Genomic DNA, 16,488 nt, shown 5'->3' with positions numbered 1-16,488 from the left:
TTATAATAAATCATTAAAGATCTTTTTAATAACTAAAAAGAAGGCTGCTAAAAAACTAAATAAAACACCACCTAAAATTAAACCTTTAGCTCTTCCAAAACCTTCTTTTGGCAATGGTAAAATTGGTCTATCTATAACCTGAATTAATGGCGTTTCCTTTCTTAAAGTAACTTTAGCTAATTCTGATTGCTTAACAAGCTCTGTCAATATTGCTGTATTTGCCTGAACATCTACTTGCCTCCTTGCCATCGGACTACGACGAACATTAAGTGCCGGATTAAGATTAAAAGTATTATCATTAGCAATTGCTACACCAGAAATAGCGCCATTTAATTCTTTTCTTATGGAATCAACTTGACGCGATAAAATACCCATGTTAATCCTAGCTTTTTTACTTTTAGTATCTATATAAAATTTCCCAACTTGTTTTGCAAGAGCTTCACAAAAATATTTTGCGAACAACTCATCAGTTGAGCTCATATCAATATTAATTATAGAAATCTTTTTATCTTTTTGAGCAACTAGTAAACTACTTTTAGATAATTGTTTATAGATAGATCCTAAAATACTATCATGAATTCGAGTAAAATTCTCTCTTTTTAAATTTAAAGGAAAATTAATATGAACCAATTTTTTGTTCTCTTCCCAGCCCTTTCTTAATTTATTAATATCAATATACATTTCTGCTAGAGTAACCTCCTTTTGATTATAATTAACCTGAGTAAGCAAGGTTTCCTCAACCATTCTTCGAGATTTAAATAACTCTGTCAAATTAGAGCCTGTAAAAATACTTCCACCTCCACCACCTAAATCCAGTCCCAATGAACCTGCTAGACCCAGCGCACTACCTAAACTTCCGCCACCTGATTTATCATCTTCTAATGCGAAAGATAAAGTAGCCGTATAAACTGGTTTCTTCATAAAAGCATAAGTTAATCCCAATGTCCCACCAATAATTCCAGCTAGTATGATAGTTTTCCATTGAGAAAGCAAAAAAATGTACCATTCTTTTGCTTTCTCAATTAACTCTTTTAACGACATATCATCGTTCTCAATATATTTATTTTCCATTAAATTATGTTCTTAAAAATGCAAGAATAGCTAAAGTCATAGTACTTAATACACTTCCAATACCTACCCATTCACCTGCACTCATTTTTTTCGCTTCAGGTTTTTGAGGTACTACAATTTGAGAATCTGGAGTCACATTAGGATAAGACCTAAAAAATAAAAATGATCCTGTGACTGCTGCTTTTCCGTTTGGATATATTACGTATGCCTTCTTTTTCCAACCTTTGCTATCTACACCACCAACAGCATTAATATAATATTTAAATCCCTTGCCTTTTCTATATGGAATTTCAGAAGTTAGCAAAACGTTCCCAGTAACTTTAACTCCTTCATTATAAACTGCAACTTCAATCTCATCACCAGGAAACAATGTTACATTTGAGTAGTGATTTTTATCTTTAACTATTTTCTCCCAATTAATAGGAATTGTAGCAAATTTTAGTTCATCCTTAAGCTTTTTAGAAAGTTTGTTTAGTGTATCTTTTTCTATATTCAGATTTACTGATTTCAATTGCTGAATTTGCTCATCTTTAATAGGTCTTTTAATCTTCATACCATCGAGATTAGCAACTGCAGTTAATCCTCCTGCTCTCATAACAACATTGTAAAGGGACTCTTTTTTATTTGCAAGAACATATTTTCCAGGATAAGTTACCGCACCACTTATTTTGACTATTTGTGGTTTTTCATAGACAGCCATTCGTCTAATATTAATAACATCAAATGGCATTAATTCAAAATTTTGAATTTGCTCATTATTATCTGCAGAAATTTCAAGATCAATCAATTGAACGCGTTTTGGATCATTATCATCAATTGCATCTGATTTCACCATTCTGGCAATTTCAACTCTTTTAGAAGCAGATCCAGTTAGTCCTCCTACCTGTATAACTAAATCATTTAAAGTTAAATTCTCATAAAACTCATATTCACCAGGATTTTTTACCTCACCGTCAATTGTAACTTTATATTCTTCTCTAAAATCTAATACAGAATATATTGTAACAATATCTTCTCTCTTTAATTCAATATCTGCTGCTAAATCACCAGACAGAGCATTCTCTAAATTTAAGTTTACAATTTCAGTAGTATGATCAGGCTTTAAACGAATAATTGTAGCTCTCTTAGTATAAGCTTCTTCTTTCAGACCTTCTGCTCTGGTTACAAGATCAGAAATTCTCATTCCTTCATTAAAAGAGTAATAATCCGGTCTAAAGACAGAACCTTCAATTTTTATACGATTTTCAAAACGATTTAATATTTTTGAAATTTTTATTAAATCACCAGATTGAGGTTGATAAACTGCGTATTGACTTTCATTTAAATCTTGAACTTTCAATTCTTTACCTGTTTTTTGCAATATATTAACCGACGCTGTATATGCGGATTCGCTAAATCCAGATGCGAAGGATAATAAATCTTTAAATGTTTCACCAGACTTCATCTCAAAAATACCTGCTCGTTTTACTTCACCTACAACTGTTACTCTTTGACTATAAGCTGGAATCCTGATAACATCATTATCTTTCAAACTTACATTTTCAGATTGATCTCCTTTCACTAAAAATTTATAAATATCAATATTCTTGTAAACTTTATTATTTCGGATTAATTCTATGTTTCTATAACTTCCGTTCTTACCAGGTCCTCCTGCTAAATGTAATGCATTATAAACAGATGCAAGTGATGAAATCGAATAGTTACCAGGTTGCTTTCCTCCAACTATTGTAACTTTCATTGTTCTAATCGTACTTAGACTTACACTTACTTTTGATTGACCAGATCGAACAGTACTGTAAACTTTAGCTATTGCTGACTTAATTTTTTGTGTAGCTGCTTCAATTGTCATACCGGAAACTACAATTTGTCCAACATTTTCAATTGCAATTTTACCTTCAAAATTTACTTGTATTTCATCTTCATATTGCTGAATACCATAAATACTTATTTCTAAACTATCACCTGGTCCCAAAATATAATTTACGGGTGTCGCCATACTTAAATCCGGAGCAAAATTTAAAGTAGGATTATCAAAAAGTTCTGAACCAAAAATTAAAGCATTAACAGAGTCCTTCTTTTTGACATTGAGAATCTTTTTTTGATTCCTTCCAAAAACGGTATCTGATTCTATATCATCAAATTCACTATCTTTATTTTTTTTCTTATTTTTAGATTTTGAACTTTTCTTTCCTGTTTTCTCCTCGTAACTATCAAGTTTTTTCTTTAATTTATTAAACTCTGTTTTACTCATACCTTTGGCTATTGCCATATCTTCAACATCATCAAGAGTAACATTCCTACTCTTTAATTGTGCGCTAATTTTGGACATCTCTTCATCTGACAGATAATCAACTCTAACAGTACTTAAATCCTGTGATTTTAATAAATCTTGCGATCTAGCACTTGAAGATATAAATAAGATTAAAATCAAAGTAAGAACGTAAAGTGTTTTTTTCATAGGTGATTTTTACTTTTAATTTACCGAAATTTGGTACAATTATATTTTTCGTTTAATAAGTTTAAGAGTATTGCTTTTTATAATAATCTTTATAAGAACCAGAAGTTACATTGATTAACCAATCTTCATTATTAAGATACCAATTAATGGTTTTTTCTAAACCTTCTTCAAAAGTAACAGATGGTTTCCATCCCAATTCTTTGTTTATTTTTGAAGCATCAATAGCATATCGTAAATCGTGCCCTGGTCTGTCTTTTACATAAGTGATTAAATTTTGAGATGTGCCTTCAACTCTTCCTAATTTTTGATCCATAATTTGGCATAACAATTTCACCAAATCAATATTCTTCCATTCATTGAAACCACCAATATTATAAGTTTCATGATTTTTTCCTTCATGGAAAACAAGATCAATTGCAATAGCGTGATCTTCTACAAATAACCAGTCTCGTGTATAATTTCCATCGCCATAAACTGGTAATGATTTATTATTAATTATATTGTTAATAAAAAGAGGAATTAATTTTTCAGGAAAGTGATAAGAACCGTAATTATTAGAACAATTTGTCAACACATATGGTAGACCATAAGTTTCTCCATAAGCACGAACAAAATGATCTGAACTGGCTTTTGAAGCCGAATATGGAGAATTAGGATCGTAAGCTGTAGTCTCTGTAAAAAGGCCTTCTGCTCCCAATGAACCATATACTTCATCGGTACTAATATGATAAAATCTTTTCCCTTCAAAATTATCTTTCCATTGTGTTCTAGCTGCATTTAATAAATTCATCGTACCAATTACATTTGTCTTAACAAATGACAATGGATTTTCGATCGATCTATCAACATGTGACTCCGCAGCCAAATGCAATACACCATCAAAATTATGCTTAGAAAAAAGTTCGTTGATAAAAGCTTCATCAACTATATCACCTTTTATAAAATTATAATTTGGCTTATTTTCAATATCTTGAATATTCTCTAAATTTCCTGCATAAGTAAGCGCATCTAAATTAAATATTTGATATTCTGAATATTTATTTACAAAACGTCTAACAACATGTGACCCTATGAAGCCAGCACCTCCTGTGATAAGAATTTTTTTCACTTTAATTATATTAATTTAGTAAAACTGAATTTTGTCTTTCTAACTCGTTGTAAATGTCTTTTACATCTTGAGAATTTTCTTTTTGCAAAATTAAATTTGCTGTATCCGTATAAACAAAAATAGTATTTTTCAAACCTAAAAATGTTGTATGCTTATCACTTCCAATTACCATATTACCTTTTGAATCAACAGAATGCCCCTTTGTAACTAAATAATCATAAACGGATTCAAATGAACCCAAATCTGACCATGAAAATGAAGCAGGAACAACTTTTATCTTTTTACTTCTTTCCATGACTGCGTAATCTATACTAATAGACGGAATTTCTAATGATAGATGTAAATCTAAAAATCCATCCTGATTTGATTCCCAAACAGCTTTAGATTTTTCATAAACATCTGGTTGAAATTGTTTTAATTCTTCCAAAAGAACTCCTGCTTTAAAACAAAACATTCCACTATTCCATAAAAAATTTCCTCTTGCTATAAAATCTTTTGCTGTAGTTTCATTTGGTTTCTCTCGAAAAGAGATAACATTATCGCCTTTCGATTCAATATAACCATAACCTGTCTCTGGTTTAGTAGGAATAATTCCAAAAGTCACTATAAAGCCATCCTGAGCTTTCATAATAGCTTCATTAATCGCCTTATTATAATCGTCCATTCGATCTATAATGTGATCTGAAGGAGTAACTATTAAAATATCATCTGGATTGGAGGCAAATGCAGCAAAGGCAATTGCCGCTGCAGTATTTCTAGGAGTTGATTCAACAATATTAACGTATGAAGTTTTGGTTTTATCCATTACTTTTCCACTTAATTGATGATTATCAATATTTCCAACAACCATTACTTTCTTTGCTAAATGACTATTTCGGTCAACAGTCATTTCAAATAAAGACTTTCCTTCAAATATCTCTAAATATTGTTTTGGTTGACTTTTTCTTGAAAGGGGCCATAATCTGCTCCCTACTCCACCAGTCAATATTACATGTATAATCGAATTGTTTGTTTCCATTTCTTTTAAATAAGCTTTACTTATTACAATCTATTATCTGCCAAGGATCCTAAAACCCCTTTTACATCATATAACAAACTATTCTCTTTTTGCAAACTAGAAAAATCTAATTCTAAAAATTCTTTATGTGATACTCCTAAAACAATTGAATCAAACTTCTCTTCCGGAAGTGACTTCATTGTCGTCAGTTTATATTCCCTTTCAACTTCTTCTTTATTTGCCAATGGGTCATAGATAGTTACTGCGATACCATATTCTTTTAATGCTTTAACGACATCAATGATTTTAGTATTTCGAACATCGGGGCAATTTTCTTTGAAAGTAACACCTAACATTAAAAGAGTCGCTCCATTAACTGAAATTCCTTTTTTAATCATCAATTTTACAATTTGAGAAGCCACATATTCCCCCATGCTATCATTAAGACGTCTTCCTGCTAAAATTATTTCAGGATGATATCCAAATTCTTGTGCTCGTTGTGCTAAATAATAAGGATCAACACCGATACAGTGTCCACCTACTAAACCTGGTTTAAAGGGAAGGAAATTCCATTTTGTTGCAGCAGCAGTTAATACTTCCTGAGTATCAATGCCCATTAAATTGAAGATTTTAGCTAACTCATTAACAAAAGCAATATTAATATCTCTCTGAGAGTTTTCGATAACTTTTGCTGCTTCAGCTACTTTTATTGATGGTGCCAAATGTGTACCAGCTGTTATAACTGATTTATACAATGCATCAACCTGCAAGCCAATTTCAGGTGTTGAACCTGAAGTCACTTTTAAGATCTTTTCTACGGTATGTTCTTTATCTCCGGGATTTATTCTTTCAGGCGAATATCCTGCGAAAAAATCCTCATTGAATGTCAAACCTGAAACTCTTTCTAAGACAGGAACGCATTGTTCTTCTGTAACACCTGGATAAACAGTCGACTCATAAATTACGATGTCGCCTTTTTTTAATATTTTTCCAACTGCTTCGCTTGATTTATATAAAGGAGTTAAATCTGGACGATTATTCTTATCAACTGGTGTTGGAACGGTTATAATAAAGTAATTACAGTCTGCTATATCATTTAAAGATGTTGTACAATACAATCCAACTTCTTCATTTGCATTTTCAACTAATACTTTTTGCAAAGTTATATCGTCAATTTCTAATGTAGTATCTGTTCCAGATTTTAAAGAAGCTACTCGTGCTTCATTGATATCAAAACCTATAACAGCATATTTTGTTGCAAATAACCTAGCCAAAGGTAAACCAACATAACCCAAACCTATTACGGCAATTTTTATGTTTTTATCCAATTTGTGTTCTTTTTTATTTACTTCAGTCATTTAAACTCACGGCTTCGCCTCTCTGAGTCCCATAAATTGGGCACAGATACTTCAAAATCATTTTTGGCAAAGATAATATAATAAGTCAACTTATTCAATAGCGTTTCTGACAGAAATCGAAAACATACTGAATTACAAAAAGTCAAATTATCAAATCTCTACTAATCAGATCATAACATTTTTCACTTATAAAAAAAGAGAAGCTAAAAATAACCAAAAAAAGCCATTTTAACTCCTAAAAAACTATAAAACAATATTTTATAGTTTTAAAAAATTATTTATATTTTATTTTTAAAACACAGCCTAAACTTTCTAACACTAAAATATAATGTGTATTCGAAACTTCCTGAACAATAGCATCTTGATTACTAAATGCTCCCGACTCTAACTTTATTCGATCACCAACCTGAATTGAAGTTACGGAAATATCACTAATATTTGTAGCAGCAAGACTCTTTTTTATAATATTGATCTCTTCATCACGCACAATTGCTGGTTTCCCCAACCAAAACAAATATCGGACCACTCCTGCTATCTGAAATACTGAATTTCGATCTGTATCTTTTAAATTAACAAAAACATAAGAATTAAAAAGAGGTATTTCTACTTTTTTCTTTCTGTCAGACCATTCTTTAACTTTTGTAATTACAGGACAATAACAGTCAACTCCCATTTGAATTAACCTTTCAGCGACCTTTTTTTCCCATTTAGGCTTAGTATACAAAACATACCAATTCATATATTTTCTTTATATCGAAATAAAACCAATTAGATCGCTTGTTATTATTTTTCTCTTAAAATTCCAAATCAAAACCAGCAAAACAATTATGCTCCTATTCCATTATATATAAATCCAATCGATTCTAATTCAGCAGCATTTAATATATTTCTTCCGTCAAAAACAAATGCCGGCTTGTGCATAGAATCGTAAATTTTTTGCCAGTCGTAAGTTGTAAATTCATCCCATTCTGTAAGAACAGCAATGGCATGCGAGCCTTGACATGCATCGTATGCATTATCAAATGTAAGGACTGCATTAGTATTTTCATCAACTGATCTCGTCTCTAAATAATTTAGATCTGCAAGCATTTTTGTTCTTGAAACTTTCGGATCGTATACAGAAATTTTAGCTTGCTCATTTATTAAATCATCTGCCACATATATTGCTGCAGACTCACGTGTATCGTTAGTATCTTTTTTGAAAGCCCAACCTAAGAAAGTAATTTTTTTATCTGCAACAGTATTGTATAACGTTTGAACAATTTTATTAGAAAATCTTCTTTTTTGATGATCGTTCATTATTATGACCTGTTCCCAATAATCTGCCACTTCATTTAATCCGTACGATTTTGCAATGTAAACAAGATTCAGAATATCTTTTTGAAAACATGAACCTCCAAAACCAACTGAAGCCTTCAAAAATTTAGAACCGATTCTACTATCCATTCCAATTGCTTTTGCAACTTCACTAACATCTGCACCTGTTTTTTCACAAAGCTCAGACATTGCATTTATTGATGAAATTCGCTGTGCTAAAAACGCATTTGCTGTAAGTTTAGACAATTCTGAAGACCAAACATTGGTCGTTAAGATTTTATCTTTACTTACCCAATTAGCATAAACATCAACTAAAGCATTGATTGCATCTTGACCTTCCGGTGTTGAATCTCCACCAATTAATATTCGGTCTGGGTTTAATAAATCTGAAACTGCTGTTCCTTCAGCTAAAAACTCAGGATTAGATAATATTTGAAACTGAACTCCATTTCCTGTATTATCTAAAATACTTTTTATCGCTTCGGCAGTTCTAACCGGTAACGTAGATTTTTCTACTACAATCTTGTTTTGTTTAGCAACTTTCGCTATTTGTCTGGCACATAATTCAATGTACTTTAAATCAGCTGCCATACCTTTACCTTTTCCGTAGGTTTTGGTAGGTGTGTTTACTGATATAAAAATCACTTGCGCTTCATCAATTGCTTTCTCTACTTCTGTTGAGAAAAAAAGATTTCTCCCTCTTGCTTCTGCAACAACTTCTGAAAGACCTGGTTCGTAAATTGGAATATTATCTGTATCAGGATCGTTCCAGTCTTTGATTCTTTGTTCATTCAAATCAACAACTGTTACTTGAATCTGAGGACATTTTTGAGCAATAACTGCCATTGTTGGCCCTCCAACATATCCCGCACCAATACAACAAATTTTTGTAATTTTCATTTAATTTACTATTATCTTAATCTTTCCTTTTATTTCAAATTATTCCAATACCAACTTACAGCTTCTTTTAATCCTTCCTGTAAAGAATATTGTGGATCATACCCCAAAAATGCTTTTGCCTTATCAATACTCGCTAAAGAATGCGGAATGTCTCCTGCTCTATTTTCTCCATAAATGACATTTACATCAGTAATTTTTGAATCAAATTCAGCTAAATATTTTTTCAGGTAACGAACTAAATCATTTAATGTATTTCGATCTCCAAATGCTGTATTATAAACTGTATTTATTGCTTCTTTATTTTGAGCCGTCATTGCCAATTCATTCATCTGAATTACATTATCGATATAAGTAAAATCACGTGAATAATTTCCATCACCATTAATTACCGGACTTTCGTATTTCATTAATTGCATTACAAACTTTGGAATAACAGCTGCGTAGGCTCCGTTTGGATCTTGTTTTCTTCCAAAAACATTAAAATAACGCAAACCAACAGTTTCTAATCCATAACTTTTGCTGAAAATTTCAGCATATAATTCATTAACATATTTTGTGATTGCATAAGGAGACAACGGTTTTCCGATAACATCTTCAACTTTTGGTAACCCTTCAGAATCTCCATAAGTAGAAGAACTTGCCGCATAAACAAAACGTTTAACTTTTGCATCTCTCGACGCTACAAGCATATTCAAGAATCCCGACACGTTTACATCATTCGTCGTTATGGGATCATTTATTGATCTTGGAACAGATCCTAAAGCCGCCTGATGCAATACATAATCTACTCCATTAACTGCTAAATTACAATCAGCAATATTTCTAATATCACCTTCGATCAATCTAAAATTTTCATTTGCGATAAAATCTTTTAGATTATGACGATGTCCGGTTGAGAAATTATCCAGACAGATTACTTTATAGTTTAACCCCAAAAAATGCTCACATAAATTTGAACCTATGAAACCTGCTCCACCTGTTATTAAAATTGTATGTTGCGTTGGTAAATTCATATTCTTCAAATTATTATTTTTTAAACTTATCTAATACAGATCTAAAAAAACTTCTTTTTTCTTCTTCCTCATGATATCCGTTCGAATAAGCTCCATAACCATATCCATAAGCCGAACCATATTTTGCTTTGTTCTCATATCCATTCAGAACAATACTTGCATTATTTAGCTCTCCTCTTTTAACTCTGTTATTCAACAACGTTATCATATCTTTTTTAGTATAGTTCTGTCTCACTATGTATAATGTAACATCAGCATATTGAGCCAATTCCAGTGAATCTGAAACTAAACCAACAGGAGGAGTATCTAAAACGATATAATCATACTTTTGTTTTAACTCCTCTATTAATTCTCCCATTGCATCACTCAAAATAAGTTCTGAAGGATTTGGAGGAATAGGTCCTGAAAGTATCACATCAAGGTTTGGAATCTTTGTTGTATTTGTTATTTCGTCTAAACTTTTTTGTTTTATTAAATAATTTACAACTCCTAACTTGTTATCAAAACTAAATTCATCAGCTAACCTTGGCTTTCTTAAATCTAAACCTATAATTACTGTTTTTTTCTCGCTTAAAGCAAAAACTGTTGCAATGTTTATAGAACAAAAAGTTTTTCCCTCACCACTTATCGACGAAGTAATCATTAATGTTTTTGCTCCGCTTACTTGTTGTTTTTTATATAAGAATTGCAACGACGAACGAATAGCTCTAAAGGATTCAGAAAGTGCCGATTTAGGCTTTTCAAAAACTGCAAGATTAATATTGTCTTTATTAACACCAATTACACCAATAAGAGGAATTTGTGTCAATTTACTAATGTCTTCTGTATTTTGAATCGAATTATTGATAAAGAAAATTGCAAATACAAATAACAAAGGAATCAATGTTCCTAAAAACAGAGCCAAAACATAATTCACTGAGGTCTTTGGACCAATTAATCCGCCTCCAATATCTTTTGCTGGATCTATAAAATGAATATCTGATAGATTAGATGCTTTTACAATCTCTGCTTCATTTCGTTTTTGAAGGAACTCAGTGTAAATATTATCATTTAAATCATACTTACGCTTAATCTTAAGCAACTCTTGCTGCTCTTCCGGTAATCTTTTAACGGTACTTTCTGCTTGACCAATCTTAGCATTAATCAAAGATAAATCATAAACTAAAGCTGACTTTGCACTTTCTATATTTTGAAGTAAGACATCTTTTATTGCGCTTATCTGATTATCAAAATCCTTAAAAATCTTATCACTTTTAACTGCGTATGACATTTCAGAACGCTGAGTCGAAAGCCCAATTAATTTAGAGACGTTAGCAACAATATTTGGATCTTCTATTCCGGCAACAGATGGCGCTGGCAATCTAGAATAATCTACACTATTTTTAAGATATCCTTTTAATGAATTATAATACGCTATTTTTCTTGTGATTTGATCTTTCTCAACATCAAACTCCATTATCTTATCTGAAACTTTAGCTCCTCCAACTTCTATTTCGTAAACGTTTTTATCTTTTCGAAATGATTTTAACTCATTACTTGTTTCCTTCAATTGAGATTCCATTGCAACAAGCGTACTATCTATGAACCTAATGGTATTGGTTGCAAATTGATTTTTTCCGTCAAGCTGAATTTTAATCAGCATTTTTACGGTTGCATTTAAATATGCTACCATTCTTGCTTTGTTGGTGCCCTGCATTCCTAAAGTCAGAATAGAACCTCCTTTATCATCGGAACTTACGCTTACACCTCTGTATCCAGAAACGGTTCCGTCAAAATCATTGAATCTAACAAAATACTCATTGCCTTTATAAAAACCTGGATTATCATTTATTTCCAATTTCCAATTTAAAAACGGTAACGAAACCTGTTCACCGGTTTTATATCTTTTCACAAACTCTACAGGCTGAACTGCTGTTTCTGAATAGGTATGATTAGCATAAGTAATTAATGAAACTGAATTGTTTTCGAATGGAATTCGGATTTCATATTCATTTTCACTTATAAATTTAATACTAACTAATGTGCTCGCAATTTGACCTTTCGATTTATCAATATGTAAATCAAATGGTACCGCGCCATAACAATCAACTAAATTATATTTTCCCTGCTGAAGGTAGTCAATATAAAACTGTAGTTTATCGACAACTAATTCATTGTGTGATCTGGATTGTAAAACGGTGGAAATACCATTTACCTGATCCGATATTCCTCCCCAGTTAAAAACTAAACTTGTATTGGAGGTAAAAAACGGATTGCTTTCTTCTTTAATAGAGATTAAAGTCTGCATTGCGTAAATTTTCTCTTTTCGGATATTTACTTGATATGCAATTGTAAATGCAATTATTAAACTTGCAAGAAACCATTTCCAGTAGCTTGCGATTTTCAGCAAGAACCCTTTAAAATCAAAATTTGAATGATTTTCAAAAATCGAAAAATCCTTTATATCTAACATCTTTTGAATTTGGTTTTAGTTTCTAAGCAGTAAAAAGACCGTTGTAGCTAATGACAAAACAGTTATAATTGTAGTAATCGATTCTATACCTGTTTTTCCTGTACCCCATGTTTTTTGCTTAAGTGGCTTTATATAGATGTAATCATTAGGCTGTAAATAGAAATATGGAGATTTCATTACGTTAACATCTGTTAAATCAATATCGTGCATTTGCATGCCTGTTGGTGTTTGACGAATTATGGTAACTTCTTTTCTATTTCCGGTTACCGTAATATCACCCGCATTTGCAATAGCTTCCATAATATTTACGTGCTCCTGAAACAATGTTTTAGTTCCTGTAGTACCAACTTCACCATTTATAGTGTATCTAAAACCAGCCAGTCTTACAGTAAGAAAAATATTTGCTTCGCTATTAAAATATTCGGCAAGTAGTTTTTTTTCAATTAAAATTCGAACTTCTTCAAGTGTATAACCAATAACGTTTATTTCTCCTAAAATTGGCATTCTTATATTTCCATGATCGTCTACAGTGAAACCGGTAAAATACAATTCTGATTCTGATTTCCCCTGAGAACCCTCTGTTGTATTAAAAATAGATACTAATTTAGGATCAATTGCCTTTATGTTGACGCTCAAAACATCATTGACCTGTAATCTGTAAGGCTTAGATTCTACTGCTGCAACTGTATTTTGCTCTCCAGATGCATTTTTATCCTGTAAATACACCAAATCCTTTACTGGAATACAAGACGTAAAAAAAGTACCAATTAGCAATAATATAAAAAAACTGTTTTTTGTCATTATTCAAATTTTATGAGCAAATATAGGATTAACTTTAAATTTTAAGAAATCTAACTTTTATTTGAGTGTATTTAGTTGTTTTTGAAAGTTTTTTCAAACGGAATACGATGCAAAATACTTCTACCCAGTGTTACTTCATCTGCATATTCTAGCTCATCTCCAACAGATATTCCTCTGGCAATAGTAGAAATAACAATTTCAGATTCGGCTATTTGTTTGTAAATATAGAAATTAGTCGTATCTCCTTCCATTGTTGAACTTAAAGCAAAAATAATCTCAACAACCTTTCCTGCTTTTACTTTTTCAACTAAAGTTGAAATATTTAACTGACTTGGACCAACGCCTTCAATTGGAGAAATTTTACCTCCCAGAACATGGTAAATTCCTTTGTACTGACCTGTGTTTTCAATAGCCATAACATCCCGAATATCTTCTACCACACAAATCAATTGATGATTTCTTACTGTATTAGCACAGATCTCGCAAACTTTGGTATCTGAAATATTATGACAGCTTTCGCAGAATTTAATATCCTCCCGCATATTCAATAATGCCTGAGATAAAAAACCGGTTTGTTCTTTAGGCTGCTTAAGCAAATGCAAAACCAAACGTAAAGCCGTACGCTTACCAATCCCGGGTAATTGAGACATTTCAGCAACAGCTTTTTCTATTAATTTTGATGAAAATTCCATGTAGACAAAAGTAATATTTTTTAATGGTTCTTTTTTAGCCCCGATAGAAGTGGAAATCCTTTTTGTTTTTATTTTCAAAAACAAAAAGATTGGAACGTATAGCGGGATTAGCTCCTAAAAAAATTAATATTGATTAGTCGCTAATAAAACTAAAGTACAAGCAACTTCTGCTTTAATATTATTTAAGTCTAATAATTGATACAACTCAGGATTTTCTGTACCCGGATTAAAGATGACACGTTTTGGCTGTGCCTCGATTATATAATTGTAGTAATCGCGCTGACGAGCCGGATTTAAATATAATGTAACGGTATCTATATTTTTTACCGGTACAGCTTTGGTCTGAATTTTCACTCCGGCAACATCTCCTGTATTTTGACCGATTGCTAAAACTGTATGTCCTTTTTGAACCAGCATGTTTATTGCTTTAAAAGCATATCTGTCTGGCTTCGTAGTAGCTCCTAGAACTAATGTTTTTTTGTTTTTCATCCTTTTTAAATATAGTACAAAAGTAATCAAAAAGAATGAGCTTATTTTATGATATTAATACAGAATTATGACTTATAAAAACAATATCGATTATGAATTCATTTTGAAATAATAAAATTTACTATTTTTACTTTCTAACCCAAACTATATGGACCTGTTTATTTATTTATTCGCCGCACTTTTTTCAGTTTTAAACCCAATTGGTACCGTTCCTATTTTTGTGGGACTTACACAACATGATTCTCAAAAAGAACGATCCCGAATTTCGCTTTGGACCGCTATCAATGTTTTTATAATTTTACTTGTTTCCTACTTCATTGGTCAATATGTCTTAACCTTTTTTGGAATTAGCATTGATGCACTTCGAATTGCCGGTGGAATTATAATTGTAAATTCAGGCTTTTCGCTGCTTTCCGGAAAAATAAACAAGAAACGCGGTATCAATAAAAAAGTAGAAACTGATGCGCAACAACGAAATGACATTGCACTAACTCCTTTAGCCATTCCAATGTTAGCTGGTCCCGGATCTATCTCTTTGTTGATTGCTTTTTATCAGGAACATCATCAAATGAAAGAAATTGCGATTTCGTGCCTGGCTATTTTAGCTATAGCGATAGCAATTTATGCGATTTTAAAAAGCGCACACTATTTAGCCCGAATATTAGGGGCATCAGGAATTGTTGCTATCTCCAGAATTGTTGGTTTTATTGTTATCTCAATAGGAATTCAATACATTGTAAGTTCAATTGTTAATATAGTAAAAGGAAACTTAACATAGTTTTTCTTTTACAGAAAGCAAAGGGGATAAAACAATTGTTTTATCCCCTTTTTTATATTCTACTTATCTTCTAAATAAAATTAATTTCTAGGCAAGAAGACTTCTGCCATCATGCATCTTGCGCTTCCACCTCCACAAGCTTCAATTGTATCTAAGCTGGAACTTAAAATTTCAGCGTGTTTTTCTAATTGTTCAATTTGCTTAGCTGTCAAACTCTGATGTGCTGACGCGCTCATTACAAGATATTTTTTATCGTCTTTACCGCGCACTTCTAACATATTTCCTGCAAAGTTGTTTACTTGTGCTTCTGTAATTAAGATAACTTCTTTTTTATCGGCTTTAAGATTTTCAAGAACCATTTTACGTTCTTTTTTATCATCTATACAATCTGCGCAAATCACAGCAAATGTTTCACCTAAACACATCATTACATTGGTGTGATAAATAAGCTTACGTTCTCCGTCAACTGTTTGAAATGCTTCGAAAATAACTGGAGCGTAATCAAAATCTTCACAGAATTCAATAAACAATTCCTCATCTGCGCGAGGTGATAAAGCACAATACGCTTTTCCATTTGCTCTGTCTAATAGTAAGCTTCCTGTTCCTTCAAGAAAATAGCCATCTTCTTCGGCAGAAGTATAGTCCATAATGTTCGAAATTTCGAATCCTTTTTCCTCAAGTGTATCCAAAATATCTTCTCTGCGTTCTTGGCGGCGATTTTCGGCAAACATTGGATATAATGCAACATCTCCACTTTCATGAAAGGAAACCCAGTTGTTTGGAAAAATACTATCTGGTGTATCTGTTTCTAAAGTGTCTTCTATCACGGTTACATCAACTCCAACAGCTCTTAGTTTCTCCACAAAAACATCAAATTCCTGCTGCGCTTTTGCATTTACGGTACTTGGCAAAAGTCCGTCTAATACTTTTTGATAATAATTATTAACCGCCGTTTGCTCATTCATTCTAAAAGCTACTGGCCGAATCATTACAATTGCATTTGTAGTTTGTTTCATTTCTTATATTTTTTTTGTTTTAAGTTTTAAGGTTTCAA

14 protein-coding genes are annotated in these 16,488 nt (G+C 31.8%); 1 reads left to right on the top strand and 13 read right to left on the bottom strand.

Going from position 1 to position 16,488, the window contains the following annotated elements; all coding sequences use genetic code 11:
- The 12 genes from B0A66_RS10425 to B0A66_RS10370 form a co-directional block, all read right to left on the bottom strand.
- The gene (locus tag B0A66_RS10425; protein ID WP_089049774.1) at positions 1–1,071 is read right to left on the bottom strand and encodes a Wzz/FepE/Etk N-terminal domain-containing protein; all 1,071 of its coding nucleotides are present in this window, start codon (positions 1,069–1,071) and stop codon (positions 1–3) included.
- 4 nt (positions 1,072–1,075) lie between these two features.
- Positions 1,076–3,529, bottom strand: coding sequence for an SLBB domain-containing protein (locus B0A66_RS10420; protein ID WP_089049773.1), 2,454 nt, complete (start codon positions 3,527–3,529; stop codon positions 1,076–1,078).
- Positions 3,530–3,590: 61 nt separating this feature from the next.
- On the bottom strand, positions 3,591–4,637 hold the full coding sequence (gene rfbB / locus B0A66_RS10415) for a dTDP-glucose 4,6-dehydratase (protein ID WP_089049772.1): 1,047 nt from the start codon (positions 4,635–4,637) through the stop codon (positions 3,591–3,593).
- 10 nt (positions 4,638–4,647) lie between these two features.
- A complete protein-coding gene (locus tag B0A66_RS10410; protein WP_089049771.1) occupies positions 4,648–5,655 on the bottom strand; it encodes a mannose-1-phosphate guanylyltransferase in 1,008 nt (335 codons plus the stop codon).
- 23 nt (positions 5,656–5,678) lie between these two features.
- Positions 5,679–6,992 carry a nucleotide sugar dehydrogenase gene (locus B0A66_RS10405; RefSeq protein ID WP_165766602.1) on the bottom strand — a complete coding sequence of 438 codons (1,314 nt, stop codon included), beginning with the start codon at positions 6,990–6,992 and terminating at the stop codon, positions 5,679–5,681.
- 274 nt (positions 6,993–7,266) lie between these two features.
- Complete coding sequence (locus tag B0A66_RS10400; RefSeq protein WP_089049770.1) at positions 7,267–7,731, bottom strand: UpxY family transcription antiterminator; 465 nt, start codon at positions 7,729–7,731, stop codon at positions 7,267–7,269.
- Between the two features lie 86 nt (positions 7,732–7,817).
- On the bottom strand, positions 7,818–9,209 hold the full coding sequence (locus tag B0A66_RS10395; RefSeq protein WP_089049769.1) for a UDP-glucose 6-dehydrogenase: 1,392 nt from the start codon (positions 9,207–9,209) through the stop codon (positions 7,818–7,820).
- A gap of 29 nt (positions 9,210–9,238) precedes the next feature.
- Complete coding sequence (locus B0A66_RS10390) at positions 9,239–10,222, bottom strand: SDR family oxidoreductase (RefSeq protein ID WP_089049768.1); 984 nt, start codon at positions 10,220–10,222, stop codon at positions 9,239–9,241.
- A gap of 13 nt (positions 10,223–10,235) precedes the next feature.
- Positions 10,236–12,674 carry an exopolysaccharide transport family protein gene (locus tag B0A66_RS10385; protein WP_089049767.1) on the bottom strand — a complete coding sequence of 813 codons (2,439 nt, stop codon included), beginning with the start codon at positions 12,672–12,674 and terminating at the stop codon, positions 10,236–10,238.
- Positions 12,675–12,689: 15 nt separating this feature from the next.
- Positions 12,690–13,475 carry a polysaccharide biosynthesis/export family protein gene (locus B0A66_RS10380; protein ID WP_089049766.1) on the bottom strand — a complete coding sequence of 262 codons (786 nt, stop codon included), beginning with the start codon at positions 13,473–13,475 and terminating at the stop codon, positions 12,690–12,692.
- A gap of 71 nt (positions 13,476–13,546) precedes the next feature.
- Positions 13,547–14,167, bottom strand: a complete 621-nt coding sequence (gene recR, locus B0A66_RS10375) for a recombination mediator RecR (RefSeq protein WP_089049855.1) — start codon at positions 14,165–14,167, stop codon at positions 13,547–13,549.
- A gap of 123 nt (positions 14,168–14,290) precedes the next feature.
- Positions 14,291–14,656: a CoA-binding protein gene (locus tag B0A66_RS10370; protein ID WP_089049765.1), complete on the bottom strand. Its 366-nt coding sequence runs from the start codon at positions 14,654–14,656 to the stop codon at positions 14,291–14,293.
- Positions 14,657–14,804: 148 nt separating this feature from the next.
- Here B0A66_RS10370 and B0A66_RS10365 point away from each other — a divergent pair, with 148 nt between their 5' ends.
- A complete protein-coding gene (locus B0A66_RS10365; protein ID WP_089049764.1) occupies positions 14,805–15,434 on the top strand; it encodes a MarC family NAAT transporter in 630 nt (209 codons plus the stop codon).
- Between the two features lie 80 nt (positions 15,435–15,514).
- Here B0A66_RS10365 and ctlX read toward each other — a convergent pair whose 3' ends face one another.
- Positions 15,515–16,450 (bottom strand): citrulline utilization hydrolase CtlX, encoded by a 936-nt coding sequence (gene ctlX, locus B0A66_RS10360; RefSeq protein ID WP_089049763.1) that lies wholly within the window; start codon positions 16,448–16,450, stop codon positions 15,515–15,517.
- Positions 16,451–16,488 lie beyond the last annotated feature (38 nt).

The organism is Flavobacterium hercynium, assembly GCF_002217285.1.
GTDB lineage: Bacteria > Bacteroidota > Bacteroidia > Flavobacteriales > Flavobacteriaceae > Flavobacterium > Flavobacterium hercynium.
The sequence above is the reverse complement of the archived record's forward strand: the minus strand, read 5'-3'. Positions and strand labels throughout refer to the sequence as shown.